Consider the following 18,571-nt stretch of genomic DNA (forward strand, 5'->3'; position numbering starts at 1 on the left):
GTCCCTGTAGGAGCGAGGCTTGCCCGCGAAGGCGTCAGATCAGGCGACGCTAACCTTACGGCCCAACACCATGGTCCAACGCTCCGAAACAATCACCCCACCCAACGTCAACATCCCGCCCACCAGGTGATACATCGCCAATTGCTCATGCAACACCAGCGCGGCAATCAATGCGGTAATCACCGGCAGCAAATTGAAAAACAGCGTCGTCCGGCTCGGTCCCAGACGCACCACGGCCTGCATCCATGCGAGCGGCGCAACCATCGACGCCAGCAGGCAGGCATACAGAACCAGCGGAATATTCTGCAGCGTCGGACCGATTTTCGGCGACACGGCGAACAACGGAAACAGCACCACCACCGCCACCCACACCTGCAGATACAACAACACCAGCGGCGGCAAACGCAGCTGCCATTTTTTCAGCAGCGTGCTGTAAATCGCATAGGCCAGCGTGGCGATCAGCATCATTGCATCGCCCAGATTCACCCCGTGCTCAAGCAATGCACTGAGGCTGCCGGACGACACCACCACCAACACACCGCCAAACGACAACACCGCACCGGCCAGCGCGCCGGCGGTCAGGCGCTGGCCCAGGCTGACTATGGCCATGGCCAGCGACATCAACGGCATCAGCGACAGGATGATGCCCATGTTAGTGGCGGAGGTCAGCGTCGCCGCGAAGTACGCCAGGCTCTGATAAACCGCCATGCCCAGCACGCCGAGGACGAAAATCTTCCACAGGTTCGGGCGGATGGCCGACCAATGGGCGATCACGGGTTTGAGCATGAACGGTGTGAACAACAATCCGGCCAGCAGCCAGCGGTAAAAACCGATCTCCGCCGGGAAGATCGCCCCGGCCGACATTTTGGTGATCACGGTGTTGCCAGCCCAAATGAAAATGGCCAGCAGGGGATAAGCGTATTGCATCAGGAACAACCAGAACGTTAATGAGGGAGAATTATCGCCTGTCCGGATGCAAGCCTATACTGCGATCCAGACAACCTGACCCTGATGACAGACAGCATGAGCAGCAAACACATCGACCTGCTGGATTTCAGCGAATTGCCCGCGCCGGTGTACTTCCGCTACGCCGACTTCAATAGCCACGAATATGCCTCGGCCCACCGTCACCCCTGGGGCACGCTGGAGTATTCGGCCAACGGTGTGTTGCACATGGAAATCGGCAGCAGCCGTTTCATGTCGCCGCCGCAATATGCCGTGTGGGTGCCGCCGCAGATCGAGCACAGTTTCTACAGCAATCAACCGATCAACTACCGCGCCGTCTGCCTGGCGCCGGCGCTGTGCCACGAGCTGCCGAAGCAGGCTTGCACCCTGGCGATCAGCGACATCCTCAAGGCAATCCTCAAGGACTTCGCCGCCCGTGACGTGAAGATTCCCGAGCAAGAGACCGACCAACGCCTGGCCCAAGTGCTGGTGGATCAGCTGCAGCAGGCGCCCATCCACCAATGCTACTTGCCCTACGCCAGCAGTCCCGGGCTGCTCGGTATTCTGGAAGCCTTGCAGGTCGAGCCCGGAGATAACCGGCCGTTGTCGGCATGGGCCGAGCAGATTCACGTCAGCGAGCGCACCCTGGCGCGGCAGTTTGTGCGCGAGTTGGGCATGAGTTTCGGCGAATGGCGGCAGCGTTTGCGTTTTCTGGCGGCGATCGAAGCGCTGGACAGTCATCGCAGCATTCAGGAAATCGCGTTCGACATGGGCTACAGCACCGGGTCGGCGTTTATCGCCATGTTCCAGCGCCAGGCCGGGTGTACGCCGGAGCAGTATCGCCGAAGCCATCTGCCGGGCAGGAAGCTGTAACAGGCTTTGTCTACACTCCAGAGCGAGGCCGTGCCCCTCGGTGCGGCAACAAGGAGAAAACTCCATGACGATGTTGCGTGTCCCTTTGTTGATGATCGGTTTGCTGCTCTGCTCCCAGGGCTTCGCTGCCACTGCCCAACAGAACAAGATGACCACCTGCAATGCCGACGCTACCGCGAAAAGCCTCAAGGGCGATGAGCGCAAAGCCTTCATGAGCACCTGCCTTAAAGCCGCGCCAGCCGCCAATGACGCGAAAGCCCTGACCCCTCAGCAAGAGAAGATGAAAACCTGCAATGCCGATGCCGCGACCAAGGCCCTCAAGGGTGATGAGCGCAAGGCGTTCATGAGTGATTGCCTGAAGAAAAAATAACAGTCGGGCCAGATAAATGTGGTGGCTGTGCTGGCCTCATCACTGGCAAGCCAGCTCCCACAGGTATTGTGTCGTACTCACTAACTGTGGGAGCTGGCTTGCCAGCGATGAGGCCCGAACGGTCGCTGGAAGCCCGACCAAGGTCGTCCCACACAATCCCTAGTGCTGACACCCGAACGCTGGCAGACTGCCAATCCTTTTACGCCGTTCGTTTTGAGGCTGTATGCCAACGTTTTCTCAACGCCAAGTCTTGCTGCTCATCAGTTGGGTCATCATCTTTGGTGGTTTGCTGCTGGTGATTCCGTTGCGCTTGCTGCCAAGCCTGCTGGCCGGTCTGCTGGTGTTCGAACTGGTCAACATGCTCACCCCGCAATTGCAGCGACTGATCGAAGGTCGGCGTGCGCGCTGGCTGGCGGTGGCGTTACTGGGGACGTTGGTGGTCAGTGTGCTGACGCTGATCTTTGCCGGCGCCTTCAGTTTCCTGCTGCATGAGGCGGAAAACCCCGGCGCTTCCCTCGATAAATTCATGCTCGTGGTCGACCGCGCTCGCGGTCAGTTGCCGCCGTTCATCGACGCTTACCTGCCGGCCAGCGCCGCCGAGTTTCGCGTGGCGATTGGCGAGTGGATGAGCAAACACCTCAGCGATCTTCAACTGGTGGGCAAGGACGCGGCGCACATGTTCGTGACGTTGCTGATCGGCATGGTGCTCGGCGCGATCATCGCCCTGCAACGGGTGCCGGACCTGACCAAGCGCAAGCCGCTGGCCGCCGCACTGTTTGATCGCTTGCACCTGCTGGTCCAGGCGTTCCGCAACATCGTGTTCGCACAGATCAAGATTTCCCTGCTCAACACCTTCTTCACCGGGATTTTCCTGGCGGTGGTCCTGCCGATGTTTGGCATCAAGTTGCCGCTGACCAAAACCCTGATCGTGCTGACCTTCCTGCTCGGCCTGTTGCCGGTGATCGGCAACCTGATGTCGAACACGCTGATCACCATCGTCGGCTTGTCGCTGTCGATCTGGGTCGCGGTGGCCGCGCTGGGTTATCTGATTGTTATCCACAAGCTCGAATACTTCCTCAACGCGCGCATTGTCGGCGGGCAGATCAGTGCCAAGTCGTGGGAGTTGCTGTTGGCGATGCTGGTGTTCGAGGCCGCGTTCGGCCTGCCGGGGGTGGTGGCGGGGCCGATTTATTACGCGTATTTGAAGAGTGAGTTGAAGCAGGTGGGGATGGTTTGATCCGGTCGATATTTATTGCCTGATCTGACGCTTTCGCGGGCAAGCCTCGCTCCTACAGGGTTTGTGTCGTTCACCGATAATGGTTACGACACCAAACCTGTAGGAGCGAGGCTTGCCCGCGAAGGGCTCACCTCGGTTATGGATCAGTCCATCGGCCCGTAACGCTTGGCCGCTTCAATCGCCAAACCACTGCCGATGCTGCCAAAGATGTTGCCTTCCACATGCCGCGCATTCGGCAACATCGCCGAGACGCTGTTGCGCAATGCCGGAATCCCGCTCGAACCACCGGTGAAAAACACCGTATCCACCTGATCGACCCGCACGTTGGCGTCGTTCAGCATCTGGGTCACGCTGTTGCGCACGCGCTCCAGCAAGTTGTCGATGGCCGATTCGAACAACGCCCGGCTCAACTCCACGCTCAGGCCCGGCTCGATGCGGTCCAGCGGCACATGGCGGCTGTCGGCGTGGGTCAGCTGGATCTTGGTTTCTTCCACTTCCATCGCCAGCCAGTGCCCGGCACGTTGCTCGATCAGCTTGAACAGACGGTCGATGCCGCCGGTGTCTTCGATGTCGTAGCGCATGCTGCCCAGGGCCAGGGTCGACTTCTGCGAGTACACCGAGTTGATGGTGTGCCAGGTCGCCAGGTTCATGTGGTGGCTGGTCGGCATGTAGGCGCCGCTCTTCATGCGGCTGCCGTAGCCAAACAGTGGCATCAGGCCTTGCAGGCTCAACTGCTTGTCGAAATCGGTCCCGCCGATGTGCACGCCGCCGGTGGCGAGGATGTCCTCGTGACGGTTGTCGTGGTTGCGGCGTTCAGGAGACAGGCGCACCAGCGAGAAGTCAGACGTACCACCGCCGATGTCGACGATCAGTACCAACTCTTCCTTTTCGATGGTCGACTCATAGTCGAACGCTGCCGCAATCGGCTCGTACTGGAACGACACATCCTTGAAACCGATGGCACGGGCCACGTCCACCAAGGTGTTTTCCGCTTCCTGGTCAGCCATTTCGTCGTCATCGACGAAGAACACCGGACGACCCAGCACCACTTCATCGAACTCGCGACCAGCGGCGGTTTCAGCACGTTTCTTCAACTGACCGATGAACAACCCGAGCAGGTCCTTGAACGGCATCGCCGTGCCGAGAACGCTGGTGTCGTGCTTGATCAGCTTGGAACCCAGCAGGCTCTTGAGCGAGCGCATCAGCCGGCCTTCGTAGCCTTCCAGGTACTCGTGCAGCGCCAGACGGCCGTACACCGGGCGGCGTTCTTCCATATTGAAGAAGACCACCGAGGGCAGGGTGATCTTGTCGTCCTCCAGCGCGATCAGCGTTTCCATGCCGGGGCGCAGCCAGCCGACGGTGGAGTTGGACGTGCCGAAGTCGATACCACAGGCACGGGCTGGAGATGCGTTTTTCATGTCTATCAGGTTCCGGTTAAAAAACGGCCGCGCAGTGTATGCCAGTGCGGCGCAGATTCGAAGGCCGACTATCCGCTAAATCTCGGTAATTAGCGCCTTGATAAGACGGCCCGATGCCCCAAACTTGTCTGCATTGGCCCTGGCAGCCATTGGGACGGACAAAAGAACCGCCCGCCGCTGCCGATAAACTTCTAATGCGCTGTCCGGTCACAAACTTGAGATCGGTCAAACCTCGTGCGGCAATTAAGAGCATGCTGAGGCTGATGGCGCGATTTTGATAATGGATGGTGATTCCACGATGGACTTCAAAGACTATTACAAGATTCTCGGTGTGGAACCGACCGCGGACGATAAGACGATCAAGGCGGCTTATCGCAAGCTGGCGCGCAAATACCACCCCGACGTCAGCAAGGAAAAGGACGCCGAGTCCAAATTCAAGGACGCGTCCGAAGCCTATGAAGCGCTGAAAAGCGCCGACAAGCGCGCCGAATACGACGACTTGCGCAAATACGGCCAGCACGGCCAACCGTTCCAGGGCCCGCCAGGTTGGCAGGGGCGTGGCGGCGGTGGTTTTGGTGGTGGTCAGGACTCGGGCGATTTTTCGGACTTCTTCAGTTCGATCTTCGGTAACCGCGGTCCTGGTTTTGGTGGTGGAGAGACGCGCCGCAGTGCCGGACGTCGAGGGCAAGACGTGGAAATGGAACTTGGAATCTTTCTGGAAGAAACCCTCTCGAACGAATCGAAGAAGGTCACGTTCCAGGTGCCGCAGTACAACGCTGCCGGCCAGCACGTCAGCAACACCAGCAAAAGCCTGAACGTGAAAATCCCCGCCGGCGTGACCGACGGCGAGCGCATCCGCCTCAAAGGCCAGGGTGCACCGGGCATCGGTGGTGGCGCCAACGGCGACTTGTTCCTGATCATTCGCTTTGCGCCGCATCCGAAGTTCGACGTCGAAGGCGAGAACCTGATCATTACGCTGCCGCTGGCTCCGTGGGAATTGGCGCTGGGCACCGAAGTGGCCGTGCCTACACTGACAGGCAAGATCAACCTCAAGGTGCCGGCCGGTAGCCAGAACGGCCAGCGTATGCGCGCCAAAGGCCACGGCTTGTTGAACAAGGCCGGTCAACGCGGTTATCTGTTTGTGCAATTGAAGGCGGTCATGCCAAAAACCTCGAGCGACGAGGTCAAGGCGTTGTGGCAGGAACTGGCGAAAAAAGCCGCATTCGACCCGAGAGAAAACTTCTGATCCAAGAGACGGAGTAGCCCATCATGAGCAACCCCCTGATCGTTCAACTGGACATGGCAGAATTCTGTGAGGCGACCGATTTGTCGGACGTCTACGTGATCGAAATCGTCGAGCACGGCATCCTCGAACCTCAGGGCAAGCAGCCCAAGGATTGGCGTTTCACCGATTATGAGCTGGCGCTGGCCAAGCGTGCCGCCAAGCTGCGGCACGACCTGGAGCTGGAGTGGGAAGGCGTCGCCCTGGCGCTCGACCTGCTTGAAGAGGTGCAGCAACTGCGGGCCGAGAACCGGATGCTCAAGCAGCGGTTGGCGCGGCTGGTTGTCGAATAGCTGAAGCGTACTTGAATCCTGTAGGAGCCAGCTTGCTGGCGATGGCGTCCGTAAGATCGCCATCGCCAGCAAGCTGGCTCCTACAGATGGCGGTCTATCTGGGCAACACCACGGTAAACAGCGTCCCATCAGTTTCGTTCGAACTGACCTCGATCGTCCCGCCGTGCGCATCGACCACTTCCTTGACGATGAACAACCCCAGGCCAAGGCTGGTGGACGGCTGGCCGAGTTCTTCATCGGCGCTGCGTACCAGCGGATCGAAGATCGTACCGATGGCCTCCTCGGGAATAGGCGCTCCAAAGTTATGCACCGTTAGACGAACGGTGTCTGGTTCGCCGGTGAGGGTCACCGTCACATCGCGTTTGTTCGACCCATGCTGCAACGCATTGCCGATCAGGTTTTGCAGCAGTTGCGCCAGGCGTCCGGCATCCCACACGCCTGTCGTGTCGCCCTGTGCATGAACTGTCGGATCGCATTCGGGATTACCGGCACAGGCTTCGGCAATCGCTGCGTGAGCGGCATCGGCCAGGTCCATCGGCTTGGGTTCAATCGGCAGGCTCTTGCCCAGGCGACTGCGCACCAGTTCCAGCAAATCGCCGACCATCACCGCCATGTGCCGCGCGCCGCGTTTGATATTGATCGCACAAGCCAGGGCATCGCCTTCAAGCGTGGTTTTGCGCATCAGCATTTCGGTGGACAGGCTCACGGCCTGCAAGGGGGCACGCAGGTCATGGCCGAGAATAGCCAGGAAGATATCCCGCGAATGATTGACCTGTTCGGCATAGGCCGCCGTGGATTCGGCAAGGGCTTCATCGATGGCTTCGTTGAAACGGATCATGTCCTGGAAGTAAGCGAGGTCCGGTGATTCCAGACTGTTGACCCACAACCGGATCACACAGGCACGCAGGTGACGGAATTCGCTGGTCATCTGCATCAGATCGAAGCCCACGGTATGGCGCAGTTCACCATGACTGGCGCCGGCTTCGTCCAGGCTCGGGGTTTTCTCCGGACCTTCGCCCCTGGCCTTGGCGAGTTGCTCGCTGGCTGTTTGCGCGGTGGTCATGTCCCGCGCTGCTGCCAACAGAATTTCCCTGGCGTGATCACGCAAGGCCACTCGATCCATATTTTCGGCCGCCGGGGTAATCGTTCTGGCGAACTGCTCCCATTCATCGACGATACGGTCTACGTGTTGCCTGATGAATTCGGATAGGCGCATGGTCGGTTTCCTGATGGCAATCCGAGGCATCTTATCCCCTTTGGCACCCCCTAAAAACTACCACTGCGCCGGCGACCATTCTTTAGTGGCCCCAGGGTGCTAATTAAATATTTTTTAGATCCTGAAATTAAATGCATTGTTGGGCTGGCGCGGTTTTTCGAGTGGTTTTTTAAGCTTTTGTTTTTAGTCGCACTCAATAGTCTGGTGGTTCTTTTCATCGCATAAGGATTTGCGAAATGAACGAACTATCGGAAACTTCGGCGTTGCAAGTTATTACCGGGCATGGAAGAAGCAAAGACAATGCTCATCGTGATTATTTGCTGGGCAAACTGCCTTCGCCGCTAAAAGACGCACCTGTTTCACGACTGCTTACGATGGCCGATTCGACCGCGGATTTTCCACAGTGGTATTTGAATGCACGCGCCATCGACCGTCAGTACCTCAAGCAACTGACGGATGAGCGCTGGCGCCTTCAGGTCCCGTTGGACGACGTGTTGGAGAATGTACAGCGGGACATTCTTGCCTTTGCCGAACCGTTGCTCGTTAAAGCATTAAAGGACCAGCTGAATCTGGATCTGGACGTCAATGCGACGCTCATTCGCCTGTACATCCCGGCAAAACTGGGCTTTGGCATCGATACCAATGCCAGTCGGCTCAGGCAATCGACGTTGCTGGAAGCGGCGCTTCACAATTTCGAGGCGCCTGAAACGCAGGCCGGTGCGTTTCGCGATGGCTCCGGCATCTTCACCCGGGACCACGAAAACGAGTTACAGCGGCATACGCTGACGGTCGAACAATTCGCGGCCCTGTGCCGGACGCTTGATATCGGCGCGCACTATCAGCGTCACATCAAGGCAGCACTGATGCCCGAAGATATCGCGGCCAAGGCAATAATCGAGCGGCACTGCATGGCCAGTGAAAAAGCCATCTTCAACGAATCTGCGCTGATCGCGTATTTGAAAAACGACATCAGTTCCTATGGCTACGGGAAACTTCAGCAAATTCGTGACAATGAAAAAGGCATTGCGTGGAATCATCGTCCTTTGCAATGCCATCGACTTTCGTTAATGGGCTTCAGGTTGTCCGGCATCCTGTTGTTCAGTGCAGTGGCAGACCCCACTGAAGTTAAAAGAATTTACGACAGTCTGGTTCCCCGGCACCAACGCACACTGATGGAATGGTCCAGGCGTTTGACGCTGCTACCGGGCCAGGAGTTTGAGCAGTTCAAATTACTCGAAGCGTTTTTCGCCAATGGCCCCAACGGTCTTGTCGACGCCACTTTGCAAAGGGAAGATGGTTTTCAACAAAGCCGTCTCGACGGGACGTTGATCGCTTATGTCCCGGATGATCCTGACCATCCCTTCAAAGAGTATGCGTCCTTCACTGACTTCATGAAGGAACTGACGAGCCAGTTGCGCTCGCCAGACTATCAACAGTTTTTCAGCCGGTTCGTGGCACAAAAAGACCATGACAAATTCTTTGCCCGGGTTCGCGAGCGTTTCACCACGTTCACCTGGACGCAGCGCGAGCCGCTGGACATGGGGCCGTGGTGGCGAGAGACCGCGGTTGAAAACGCCAACGCAGAGCCCATCACCAACATCATTACTGGCGATATTTGGCCGCAAATCGGTCGCTGGCGCAGGGATAAGGCGATTGCGGATGCGCGGCACATCGCGGTGCCGACCGACGATGAAGACGCGACCACTCGCTGGAATCGGTTGACCAGCTATCTGAGCATCGGCTGGAACGTGTTCAACTTCGGCTCCATGTTGGTTCCCGGCCTGGGCGAAGCGATGCTGGCGGTCATGGTCGGGCAGATGCTGTTCGAAACCATGGAAGGTATCGAGGAGTGGAGCAAGGGCGACAGGGACGAAGCGGCGGCCCATCTGACCGGTGTCATGATCAATTTCGCGCAACTGGCAATCATGGCGGCGGGGCATGTGTTGCCCGCCGGTGCGGCGGCGTCGGTCAAACCCTCGGCCTTCATCGATCAGTTGCAAAAGGTTGAGTTGCCTGACGGCAAGACACGCCTCTGGAAGCCGGACCTGTCGCCCTACGCCCATGACCTGACGTTGCCGAAAACGGTGACGCCAGGTGAGCTGGGGCTGTTCCGGCACAGCGAAAAAACCATCCTGAGGCATGAAAACAAGTACTTCGAAGTCAGAAGCGATCCGCGAACGGGGCAGCCTCGCCTGCAACATCCGGATCGGCCGCAGGCGTATCAGCCCACACTCGAACACGACAGTGCCGGTGTGTGGAAGACCGAGCTCGACCGACCCGTCGAGTGGGGCAAAACCACGCTCATGCGGCGCCTGGGGTTGGCGGTTGAGGATTTGTCCGAGGCCACGTTGGAGCAGATTCGTATCGCCAGCGGTGTCGAAGAAGACCTGTTGCGACGGCTGCATGTCGTCAACGAACCACCGCCCGCGCTGCTGACCGACACGATCGAACGCTTCAAGATCTGGGCTGATGTGCAAAAGCTGCCCGGGCAGATAGTGCTCGATGAGGTTCCCGAAGCGTTCATCGAGCAGGTGCCCCGTTTGCTGGTGGAGCTGCCGGGCTGGCCTGAGCAAAAAAGCATCGAGCTTTTTGACGGCGCCGGACAGTCGGGCCGCTCGATCAAGTACGGCAATCTCGACGCATCGCCGGCCAATACGCTGAAGATAAGCCGTGCCGAGGTCGGTGCCGGGAAACTTCCGGAGCTGGCCGTGAAGTTTGTCAATGAAGCCGACATCCATTCGTTGTTCGGACAGAGTATTTCCACTGACGAGCATATCCGCATCGACGCCTTGAAAAACAGGCTCGCGGGGCGGGCAGGCAGTCATCCGGGACCTTTGTTTGACGCGCTCAATCGCCGTTTGCAGCAGACAGACAATCGGCAAGTGCTGGCGCTTCAGGACGCCTTCAGCAACCTCCCGACGGTGATCGCCCGTGAGTTGCTGGCTGACATCGAACCGCAAGACTTACTCAAAATCACCGAGTCTTCGCGCATTCCCTTGCGGCTCAGAGAGCGCACGCGGCTGGCCTTGCGCACGTTACGCGCCGCACGCGCTTACGAAGGGCTTTTCCTCGATGTCGCGTACGGCGTCGATAGCGAGCGATTGGCGTTGCACTCGTTGCAAGCGCTGCCCGACTGGCCCGAAAACGTGCGCATCGAAATCCGCGAATACTCATTCGACGGACCACTGCGCGACAGTGTGGGCCCGGCAGATGCCGCCGTTCGCAGAATCCTTGTCAGCGAGGACGGTCAGTACCAGGCCCGCGATGCCGATGATCTGCATCTGCATGGGGCTGATGACCTCTATGCTTCGGTGTTGCATGCCCTGCCTGATACTGAGCGGAACGCGTTGGGGTACCAGATCAATCAAGGCGCGACGCTCAAGCACGCCGTTCAAAAAACGCCATTGCCACGGGACAGGTTCAACGCGCTTCTGGCGGATAACCCTGTTCGAAAACCTGCGTACGATCCAGCCACGATGCGTCTGCGTGGCGGCATGCGCGGGATGGCCCAAGGTCTGCGTCGAGTTCAGGGGCAAGTAACGCCGCAAGAGCGGGTCCGCGTCGTTCGCCCAGGATGGACGGAGGCCGAAGCTCAGTCCTATCTGCAAGCGGGGGGCAGCGACGTCAGTCTTGACCAGAGGGCGAGTGCCCTGGAGGAGGAGTTCAATCGGCTCAATGCCAACTTCCAACGCTGGCTGAAATCACCGACCGAGGCATTCCGCTTTACGTCCGCCGGCATCGCCGAATGGCAGTCCAGAAACGCGTTGTACAAAGCGGTCAGGGAATGTTGGCAGCACACCGGCTTGCGCGATGTGGACTCGTACGGCGAGTTGCGAGGCTTCGTGCTCGACCTCGAGAACCTGCCGCTGGGGCGGCATCTGCGCACGATGCCCGCACTGGAGGGCAACTTCGATCACGTCACTCGCCTTAATCTGAACGGAACCGAATTGACCGACGCGCATGCTTCATTGCTCGATCATTTCCCCCGGTTGCGCTCTATCAACATCAACGGCAATTCGCTCACCCGACTTCCTCGTGCCATCGGCCGCATGCGCGCGCTGACGGAGTTGAACCTGCGAGGAAACCGCATTGTCCTGGATGCGCAAGGCGTCGCGGACCTGCGCAACCTGACGCGGCTTCAGATCCTGGACCTGCATAGCAATCCCCTGGGGCAGGTTCCGGATATTGGCAGCATGCGCGTGTTACATACGCTGATCCTGGCCGATACCGGCATTCGGACGTGGCCGGACGGCTTGTTCGCGCAGCCGCGGTTCCGGCATTTTTACCTGGACATGCAGCGCAACGAAATCACCTACGTGCCCATGGTCACGCGTGGCTCGGTCCAGGCGGAATTGCTGGCGCGTACGTTGTTGAGCCGGGAGCCGGAGTTTTTGCCGGCCTTCAATCTGCAAACGCTCAGGGAGTTCATCGCGTCCGTTGGCATGGACCCTGATCGACCGTATCCGCCTCGTGGCGTGCGCGACAGCCTCGACTGGGAAGCCGGCTTGACCCGGCCGGAGTGGGTGGCCAGACAGGAGGTGTGGAACAGCGTCGAGGATGAGCACGGTTCGGTTGGCTTCTTCAACGAGATTCGCAAACTCACCGAATCGGGGCATTTCAATCGCGACCCCGGGTTTCGGGTCGACATGACCACCAAGGTCTGGCGAATGCTCGATGCGATGTCGAAAAATACCGAGCTGCGGCAAAAACTCTTCACCCTGACCACCGTGCCCACGGCGTGCGTCGATGCCGGCGCGCAGCTGTTCAACGCCATGGGGATGGAGGTGCTGATTCATGAGGCCTATGAACTGGCCAATCCCGCGCTGGTGGAGGGTGAGCTGGTGTCGCTGGCGCGGGGCAAGTCACGTCTGGATGAACTGAGCAGGATTGCGCGAAAAACGATTTCCGAGCGGGAGTCGATGGGTGAGGAATTCAGGCGCGTCAATGCGACGGGCGAGGTCACCGGCACGATTGATGAGGTTGAAGTTCACCTGGCGTTCATGACGGACCTTGCCGACCGGTTGGACCTGCCCTGGCAGTCGCGAAAAATGCAGTTCAGAAAAATCGCCGGCGTCACGAACGCGATGATCGAAGATGCATTCCATCGTGTACTGAACCTTGAGGCGGGTGAATTGCTCGACGATTTGCTGATCGAGCAGCCGTTCTGGTCATCCTATGTCGAGGGTTCCAACCGGGGGGTTATCAAAGGTTTCAGACGCCGGATTGAAGCCACGATCGAGTTCTACTCAGCGCTTGAAAAACGAGCAACCGACACAACGCTTTCCCTTGAGCAAAAGGCTCGCTTGAAGGAAGAGCTCAGGGTGCTCGGCGCTGAGTTGAACAAACCGGAAAGCGCGTTTGCGCCGGGACGGGTCATGACCGAAGCGGAATACGCCGCCGAGCTGGAAGTCATCGACGAAGACAAGAAAGCCTTTATCAAAACGTTCACACGCCAGGCAATCGAACGGGCAAAACTGCAACGGGTAGAAATCCCTTTCACCGTACAGCCGAACAGTTGATCGTTGCGGCTTTGCATCGGAGCCTGGCCAGCCAGGCTCCGGTGATTTGGCCGATTAAAACAGGAAGTAACGCTGGGCCATCGGCAGTACATCCGCGGGCTCGCACCAAAGCAGAACGCCGTCGGCCTTGACCTGATACGTCTGCGGGTCGACATCGATACTCGGCAGGTAGTCGTTGTGGATCAAGTCGGTTTTCTGCACGTCGCGGCAGCCTTTGACCACAGCGATTTTCTTCTTCAAGCCCAGCGCCTCGGGAAGACCAGCCTCCTGCGCCGCCTGGCTGATGAACGTCAGGCTGGTGGCGTGCAACGAGCCGCCGTAGCTGGCGAACATCGGGCGGTAGTGCACCGGTTGCGGCGTCGGAATCGAGGCGTTGGCATCACCCATCAGGCTGGCCGCAATGGCACCGCCCTTGAGGATCAACGTCGGTTTGACCCCGAAAAACGCGGGGCGCCACAGCACCAGATCGGCCCATTTGCCCACTTCGATTGAGCCCACTTCATGGCTGATGCCGTGGGTGATCGCCGGGTTGATGGTGTACTTGGCGATGTAGCGTTTGGCGCGGAAGTTGTCGTTGCCTTCGCCATCCCCCGGCAGTGGGCCGCGCTGTTTTTTCATCTTGTCGGCGGTTTGCCAGGTACGCGTAATGACTTCGCCGACCCGGCCCATGGCCTGGCTGTCGGAGCTGATCATCGAGAACGCGCCGAGGTCGTGGAGGATGTCTTCGGCGGCAATCGTTTCGCGGCGGATGCGGCTTTCGGCGAAGGCCACGTCTTCGGCAATGCTCGGGTCCAGGTGATGGCAGACCATCAGCATGTCGAGGTGTTCGTCGATGGTGTTGCGGGTGAAGGGCCGGGTCGGGTTAGTCGAGCTTGGCAACACGTTGGTAAAACCGCAGGCCTTGATGATGTCCGGTGCGTGACCGCCGCCCGCGCCTTCGGTGTGATAGGTGTGGATGGTGCGGCCCTTGAAGGCGGCGAGGGTGGTCTCGACGAAACCGGACTCGTTGAGGGTGTCGGTGTGGATCGCCACCTGCACGTCGTACTGATCGGCCACCGTCAGGCAGTTGTCGATACTCGCCGGGGTGGTGCCCCAGTCTTCGTGCAACTTGAGGCCGATGGCGCCGGCCTTGACCTGCTCGATCAGCGGCTCCGGCAGGCTGGCGTTGCCTTTGCCGGTCAGGCCGATGTTCATTGGGAACGCATCCGCCGCTTGAAGCATCCGCGCCAGGTGCCATGGGCCGGAGGTGCAAGTGGTGGCGTTGGTGCCGGTGGCCGGGCCGGTGCCGCCGCCGATCATGGTGGTCACGCCGCTCATCAACGCCTCTTCGATCTGCTGCGGGCAGATGAAGTGGATGTGGGTGTCGATGCCGCCGGCGGTGAGGATCATGCCTTCGCCGGCGATCACTTCAGTGCTGGCGCCGATGGCGATGGTGACGTTCGGCTGCACGTCCGGGTTGCCGGCCTTGCCGATGCCTGCGACGCGCCCGTCCTTGAGGCCAACGTCGGCTTTGACGATGCCCCAGTGGTCGATGATCAGCGCGTTGGTGATCACCGTGTCGACGACTTCGGCGGCCAGCAGCTGGCTTTGGCCCTGGCCGTCGCGGATGACTTTGCCGCCGCCGAATTTCACTTCTTCGCCGTAGGTGGTGAAGTCTTTTTCCACCTCGATCCACAGCTCGGTGTCGGCCAGACGGACCTTATCACCGACGGTGGGACCGAACATGTCGGCGTAGGCTTGACGGGAAATCTTCATTCGTTCGCCTTGAGATTCAATTGGATTCGAGATCGCTCGCGGTGCTCGCTATCGCCGGCAAGCCGGCTCCTACAAAGGAATCGCATCCGCCGCAGAATGTGGGGTGGAATGCGATCCCCTGTAGGAGCTGGCTTGCCAGCGATGGGGCCAGTGCAAACGACGTATTACTTACAGGTCACCCATGACCCGCCCGGCAAACCCGAACACCCGGCGATGCCCGGCCAGGTCAACCAGCTCGACCACGCGGCTCTGCCCCGGTTCGAAGCGCACGGCGGTGCCGGCGGGGATGTTCAGGCGCATGCCGCGACTGGCAGCGCGGTCGAAAGTCAGGGCGTCGTTGGTTTCGAAAAAATGGTAGTGCGAGCCGACCTGGATCGGCCGGTCGCCACTGTTGGCCACCTTCAGGCTGACGGTGCGGCGGCCGACGTTGAGTTCGATGTCGCCGGGCTGGATCTGGTACTCACCGGGAATCATCAATGGGCTCCTTGGAGAATCTTGTAGTAGAGGGCGGTCGGCTTGTAACGACCGCTCGGGTCGCAGGCGTAGTCGGGAATTTCTCCCGCACGGGTGTAGCCCAGAGCCTTGTAGAAATCCTCGGCCGGGGAACCGGCTTCGGTGTCGAGGTAAAGCATGCCGCGCTTGTGCTGGAGCGCGGCCTGTTCCAGGGCGTTCATCAATTGTTGGCCCAACCCGCGGCGGCGCGCGTGTTCACGCACCAGCAGCTTCTGCACTTCGGCGCGGTTCAGGCCGTTGGCTTTCTGGCACAAAGTCAGTTGCACACTGGCCTGCACTTGCTCGTCCTTGACCACCACCCACAGCAGCACGTTGCCCTTGTTCAGCTCCTCTTGAACGCCATCGAACCAGGCGCGTGCCTGTGTGGCATCCAGATCGGCCATGAACCCGACACTGGCGCCATAGCTGACCGCGTCGAGCAGCAGATCAATCAAACCCTGACGATAGTGCGCAAAGCTTTCAACATTGACGCGGCGCAGTTGGGCGGCGTTCATCGGGCATTACTCCTTGTTGGCGGGCGGCGGCTCCGCGCCAGGATTGAGGGTCAGTTGCATGAAGGTCAGGTCCAGCCAGCGGCCGAACTTGGTGCCCACCTGCGGCATCTGCCCGGTGGTCACGAAGCCGACGCGTTCATGCAGGCGGATGGACGCGGCATTGCCGCTTTCGATGGCAGCGACCATCACATGCTTGTCGCAGCCTTTGGCGCGCTCGATCAAAACGTCCATCAGTTGCGGACCCAGTCCATTGCCGCGTTGATCGCTGCGTACGTAGACCGAGTGCTCGACGGTGTGGCGGAAACCGTCGAACGGTCGCCAGTCACCGAATGAAGCGTAGCCGAGTACGTTGTTATCGCCGTCGGCGATCACCAGGATCGGATAGCCCTGGGCTTGCCGGGCGCTGAACCAGGCCTGGCGGTTGCCCAGGTCCACGGCCTGTTCGTTCCAGATGGCCGTGGTGTTGAGCACGGCGTCGTTGTAGATGTCGCGGATCGCCGGCAGATCGGCGTGCACCGCATCGCGGATGTGGTAAGTCATGGCGCGGCCTCAGGCGATGGGTTGGTGGACGGTGACCAGTTTGGTCCCGTCGGGGAAGGTGGCTTCGACCTGGATCTCCGGGATCATTTCCGGGATGCCTTCCATCACTTGTTCGCGGCTGAGCAGGGTGGTGCCGAAGTGCATCAGCTCGGCCACCGTCTGGCCGTCACGCGCGCCTTCGAGCAGCGCTGCGGAGATGTAGGCCATGGCTTCCGGGTAGTTGAGTTTCACGCCGCGCGCCAAACGCCGCTCGGCCACGAGGCCGGCGGTGAAGATCAGCAGCTTGTCTTTTTCGCGTGGGGTCAGGTCCATCGTTTGGAATCCATAATCGGCAGATTAAAAAAATTCGACTCTGTAAATACATAACCCTGTAGGAGCCGGCTTGCCGGCGATGGCGTCCTTTCAGTCGATAAATATGTCGACTGATCCACCGCTATCGCCGGCAAGCCGGCTCCTACAGGGGGATTGTGTTCAGGTGCTCCATATTCTGGGTGGCAGGGCTTCACGGCCGAGCAATGCAGGCCTGAGCAATCGCCACAAATCAATCAACCAGCCTCGCGCCAACAGCGCCTCGCTGGCCAGGCACCGAGCCACCAACAGGCCCGGCAACTGGGTCAAATCCCCGCGTACGTCATTGGGCAGCGAGCGACAGGTTTCCAGCAGTTCACTGTCAATCTCCCCCGTCACCAACAACGTCGCAAACACCGGTCGCCCATCCAGGCCAATCGGCGAATCGAGCAACCCGTCATCCCCGACAATGCGCTGGCGTTCGTGCCAGAGCAACTGGCCGTCGCGGCGGATATCCAGCTGCGCCTGAAAATGCCCGAGGTCAAAGCGCTCGCCACTGGCCGGACGACCCAGCGCCACCACGTCCCAGTAGAACAGCCGCGCATCACCTTCCAGATCAATGGCGGTGCGCAGTTCGGCTTGAGCTGCGCTGAAGATAATCGTCTCTTGTGGCAACCATTCCAGTGTCGCGCCGGCCGCCACCTTCAAATTCAGCTGCTGATAAGCCGGCCCTGCCGCGCGATACCACTTGGCCGCGCCGGGGCTGGTGATTTGTGCCCACGCATCGCGGCCAACGCTGGCGCTGATGTCCAGCCGATCACCGCCGGCAATCCCGCCGGGCGGATGCACGATGATGTGCTGGCAAACCTCGGGCCCTTCGGCGTACAGATGTTTTTGCACCCGCAACGGCCCTTTATGCCGACGCTGAACCGGGCGCGTGGTGTCGCCAAATCGGGCGTAGCCCAGTTCCAGCTCGGCGTGCCAGCTAGGCGTGAACAGCGTTGTGTGGGCAGGTAAATTCATGATTTCTAATTATCGTTAGGACGCTACAGATTAGATCGTAACCAGACCGCGTACACCCTCGGCTTCCATATTTTCGCCGCGGCCCTGCTGCACGATCTCGCCGCGGGACATCACCAGGTATTGATCCGCCAGTTCAGCGGCGAAATCGTAGAACTGCTCCACCAGCAGAATCGCCATGTCACCGCGTGCCGCAAGCTTCTTGATGACCGCGCCGATCTCCTTGATCACCGACGGCTGGATGCCCTCGGTCGGCTCGTCGAGGATCAGCAGCCGAGGGCGGCTGGCCAGCGCCCGGCCGATTGCCAGTTGCTGCTGTTGGCCACCGGACAGGTCACCGCCGCGTCGTTGCTTCATTTGCAGCAACACCGGGAACAGCTCGTAGATGAACGCCGGGACTTCTTTCGCTTCGCTGCCCGGAAATCGCGACAGGCCCATCAGCAGGTTTTCCTCTACCGTCAGCCGACCGAAAATCTCCCGGCCCTGAGGCACGTAAGCGATCCCTGCATGCACCCGCTGGTGCGGTTTGAACGTGGTGATCGGTTTGCCTTCCCAGTTCACCGCGCCTTCTTTGGCCGGCAGCAAACCCATCAGGCATTTGAGAAGCGTGGTCTTGCCCACACCGTTGCGCCCGAGCAGGCAGGTGACTTCACCGACCTTCACGTCAAACGTCAGGCCGCGCAGGATGTGGCTACCGCCGTAGTACTGGTGCAGCTTGTCGACTTGCAGCATTTCTGAAATCTCCTCAATCCCTGTAGGAGCGAGGCTTGCCCGCGAAAAACGATGACGCGGTCTTCCAGTTGCACCG

16 protein-coding genes are annotated in these 18,571 nt (G+C 59.7%); 6 read left to right on the forward strand and 10 right to left on the reverse strand.

Annotation, left to right across the window (positions count from 1 at the left end; translation table 11 throughout):
* Positions 1–39: 39 nt before the first annotated feature.
* On the reverse strand, positions 40–927 hold the full coding sequence (locus KGB25_RS12765) for a DMT family transporter (RefSeq protein ID WP_223435091.1): 888 nt from the start codon (positions 925–927) through the stop codon (positions 40–42).
* Between the two features lie 96 nt (positions 928–1,023).
* Between KGB25_RS12765 and KGB25_RS12770 the strand changes: the two genes are divergently transcribed.
* The 3 genes from KGB25_RS12770 to KGB25_RS12780 all read left to right on the forward strand — a co-directional run bounded on the left by KGB25_RS12770 (position 1,024) and on the right by KGB25_RS12780 (position 3,425).
* A complete protein-coding gene (locus KGB25_RS12770) occupies positions 1,024–1,818 on the forward strand; it encodes an AraC family transcriptional regulator (protein WP_192226946.1) in 795 nt (264 codons plus the stop codon).
* A gap of 64 nt (positions 1,819–1,882) precedes the next feature.
* Positions 1,883–2,188, forward strand: a complete 306-nt coding sequence (locus KGB25_RS12775; RefSeq protein ID WP_008031179.1) for a PsiF family protein — start codon at positions 1,883–1,885, stop codon at positions 2,186–2,188.
* 223 nt (positions 2,189–2,411) lie between these two features.
* Positions 2,412–3,425 (forward strand): AI-2E family transporter, encoded by a 1,014-nt coding sequence (locus tag KGB25_RS12780; RefSeq protein ID WP_008038685.1) that lies wholly within the window; start codon positions 2,412–2,414, stop codon positions 3,423–3,425.
* Positions 3,426–3,568: 143 nt separating this feature from the next.
* Here the strand turns inward: KGB25_RS12780 and KGB25_RS12785 are convergent, their stop codons facing one another.
* On the reverse strand, positions 3,569–4,843 hold the full coding sequence (locus KGB25_RS12785) for an Hsp70 family protein (RefSeq protein ID WP_192226948.1): 1,275 nt from the start codon (positions 4,841–4,843) through the stop codon (positions 3,569–3,571).
* A gap of 298 nt (positions 4,844–5,141) precedes the next feature.
* On the opposite strand from KGB25_RS12785, the gene KGB25_RS12790 reads away from it, so the two are divergent.
* Positions 5,142–6,089: a DnaJ C-terminal domain-containing protein gene (locus tag KGB25_RS12790; RefSeq protein WP_223435092.1), complete on the forward strand. Its 948-nt coding sequence runs from the start codon at positions 5,142–5,144 to the stop codon at positions 6,087–6,089.
* Between the two features lie 23 nt (positions 6,090–6,112).
* Positions 6,113–6,418: a chaperone modulator CbpM gene (locus KGB25_RS12795; RefSeq protein WP_008038687.1), complete on the forward strand. Its 306-nt coding sequence runs from the start codon at positions 6,113–6,115 to the stop codon at positions 6,416–6,418.
* A 94-nt stretch (positions 6,419–6,512) separates the two neighbouring features.
* Here the strand turns inward: KGB25_RS12795 and KGB25_RS12800 are convergent, their stop codons facing one another.
* On the reverse strand, positions 6,513–7,634 hold the full coding sequence (locus KGB25_RS12800) for a sensor histidine kinase (protein ID WP_223435093.1): 1,122 nt from the start codon (positions 7,632–7,634) through the stop codon (positions 6,513–6,515).
* 236 nt (positions 7,635–7,870) lie between these two features.
* Between KGB25_RS12800 and KGB25_RS12805 the strand changes: the two genes are divergently transcribed.
* Positions 7,871–13,153 carry a dermonecrotic toxin domain-containing protein gene (locus KGB25_RS12805; RefSeq protein WP_223435094.1) on the forward strand — a complete coding sequence of 1,761 codons (5,283 nt, stop codon included), beginning with the start codon at positions 7,871–7,873 and terminating at the stop codon, positions 13,151–13,153.
* 54 nt (positions 13,154–13,207) lie between these two features.
* Here the strand turns inward: KGB25_RS12805 and ureC are convergent, their stop codons facing one another.
* From ureC to urtE, 7 genes are all read right to left on the reverse strand, one after another.
* Positions 13,208–14,908, reverse strand: coding sequence for an urease subunit alpha (gene ureC, locus KGB25_RS12810; protein ID WP_008031192.1), 1,701 nt, complete (start codon positions 14,906–14,908; stop codon positions 13,208–13,210).
* Between the two features lie 168 nt (positions 14,909–15,076).
* Positions 15,077–15,382 (reverse strand): urease subunit beta, encoded by a 306-nt coding sequence (locus KGB25_RS12815; RefSeq protein WP_223435095.1) that lies wholly within the window; start codon positions 15,380–15,382, stop codon positions 15,077–15,079.
* Positions 15,382–15,915: a GNAT family N-acetyltransferase gene (locus tag KGB25_RS12820; protein WP_008038693.1), complete on the reverse strand. Its 534-nt coding sequence runs from the start codon at positions 15,913–15,915 to the stop codon at positions 15,382–15,384. The genes KGB25_RS12815 and KGB25_RS12820 overlap by 1 nt, the downstream gene beginning before the upstream one ends.
* Positions 15,916–15,921: 6 nt before the next feature.
* Positions 15,922–16,455: a GNAT family N-acetyltransferase gene (locus tag KGB25_RS12825; protein ID WP_223435096.1), complete on the reverse strand. Its 534-nt coding sequence runs from the start codon at positions 16,453–16,455 to the stop codon at positions 15,922–15,924.
* Between the two features lie 9 nt (positions 16,456–16,464).
* Entirely contained in the window at positions 16,465–16,767 is a 303-nt protein-coding gene (gene ureA / locus KGB25_RS12830) for an urease subunit gamma (protein WP_007907366.1), read from the reverse strand.
* Between the two features lie 159 nt (positions 16,768–16,926).
* A complete protein-coding gene (locus tag KGB25_RS12835; RefSeq protein ID WP_223435097.1) occupies positions 16,927–17,766 on the reverse strand; it encodes an urease accessory protein UreD in 840 nt (279 codons plus the stop codon).
* Between the two features lie 30 nt (positions 17,767–17,796).
* Complete coding sequence (gene urtE / locus KGB25_RS12840; RefSeq protein ID WP_008031204.1) at positions 17,797–18,495, reverse strand: urea ABC transporter ATP-binding subunit UrtE; 699 nt, start codon at positions 18,493–18,495, stop codon at positions 17,797–17,799.
* Positions 18,496–18,571: the final 76 nt, after the last annotated feature.

The sequence above is a fragment of the Pseudomonas sp. BF-RE-21 genome (genome assembly GCF_019947305.1).
GTDB classification, from domain to species: Bacteria; Pseudomonadota; Gammaproteobacteria; order Pseudomonadales; family Pseudomonadaceae; genus Aquipseudomonas; species Aquipseudomonas migulae.

Excerpts from the sequence above, each read along its gene's own strand:
- KGB25_RS12780 (WP_008038685.1), top strand. The coding sequence starts at position 2,412 with ATGCCAACGTTTTCTCAACGCCAAGTCTTGCTGCTCATCAGTTGGGTC.
- KGB25_RS12815 (WP_223435095.1), bottom strand. The coding sequence starts at position 15,382 with ATGATTCCCGGTGAGTACCAGATCCAGCCCGGCGACATCGAACTCAAC.
- ureA (WP_007907366.1), bottom strand. The coding sequence starts at position 16,767 with ATGGACCTGACCCCACGCGAAAAAGACAAGCTGCTGATCTTCACCGCC.
- KGB25_RS12790 (WP_223435092.1), top strand. The coding sequence starts at position 5,142 with ATGGACTTCAAAGACTATTACAAGATTCTCGGTGTGGAACCGACCGCG.
- KGB25_RS12785 (WP_192226948.1), bottom strand. The coding sequence starts at position 4,843 with ATGAAAAACGCATCTCCAGCCCGTGCCTGTGGTATCGACTTCGGCACG.
- urtE (WP_008031204.1), bottom strand. The coding sequence starts at position 18,495 with ATGCTGCAAGTCGACAAGCTGCACCAGTACTACGGCGGTAGCCACATC.
- KGB25_RS12805 (WP_223435094.1), top strand. The coding sequence starts at position 7,871 with ATGAACGAACTATCGGAAACTTCGGCGTTGCAAGTTATTACCGGGCAT.
- KGB25_RS12770 (WP_192226946.1), top strand. The coding sequence starts at position 1,024 with ATGAGCAGCAAACACATCGACCTGCTGGATTTCAGCGAATTGCCCGCG.
- KGB25_RS12795 (WP_008038687.1), top strand. The coding sequence starts at position 6,113 with ATGAGCAACCCCCTGATCGTTCAACTGGACATGGCAGAATTCTGTGAG.
- ureC (WP_008031192.1), bottom strand. The coding sequence starts at position 14,908 with ATGAAGATTTCCCGTCAAGCCTACGCCGACATGTTCGGTCCCACCGTC.
- KGB25_RS12800 (WP_223435093.1), bottom strand. The coding sequence starts at position 7,634 with ATGCGCCTATCCGAATTCATCAGGCAACACGTAGACCGTATCGTCGAT.
- KGB25_RS12775 (WP_008031179.1), top strand. The coding sequence starts at position 1,883 with ATGACGATGTTGCGTGTCCCTTTGTTGATGATCGGTTTGCTGCTCTGC.
- KGB25_RS12765 (WP_223435091.1), bottom strand. The coding sequence starts at position 927 with ATGCAATACGCTTATCCCCTGCTGGCCATTTTCATTTGGGCTGGCAAC.
- KGB25_RS12835 (WP_223435097.1), bottom strand. The coding sequence starts at position 17,766 with ATGAATTTACCTGCCCACACAACGCTGTTCACGCCTAGCTGGCACGCC.
- KGB25_RS12820 (WP_008038693.1), bottom strand. The coding sequence starts at position 15,915 with ATGAACGCCGCCCAACTGCGCCGCGTCAATGTTGAAAGCTTTGCGCAC.
- KGB25_RS12825 (WP_223435096.1), bottom strand. The coding sequence starts at position 16,455 with ATGACTTACCACATCCGCGATGCGGTGCACGCCGATCTGCCGGCGATC.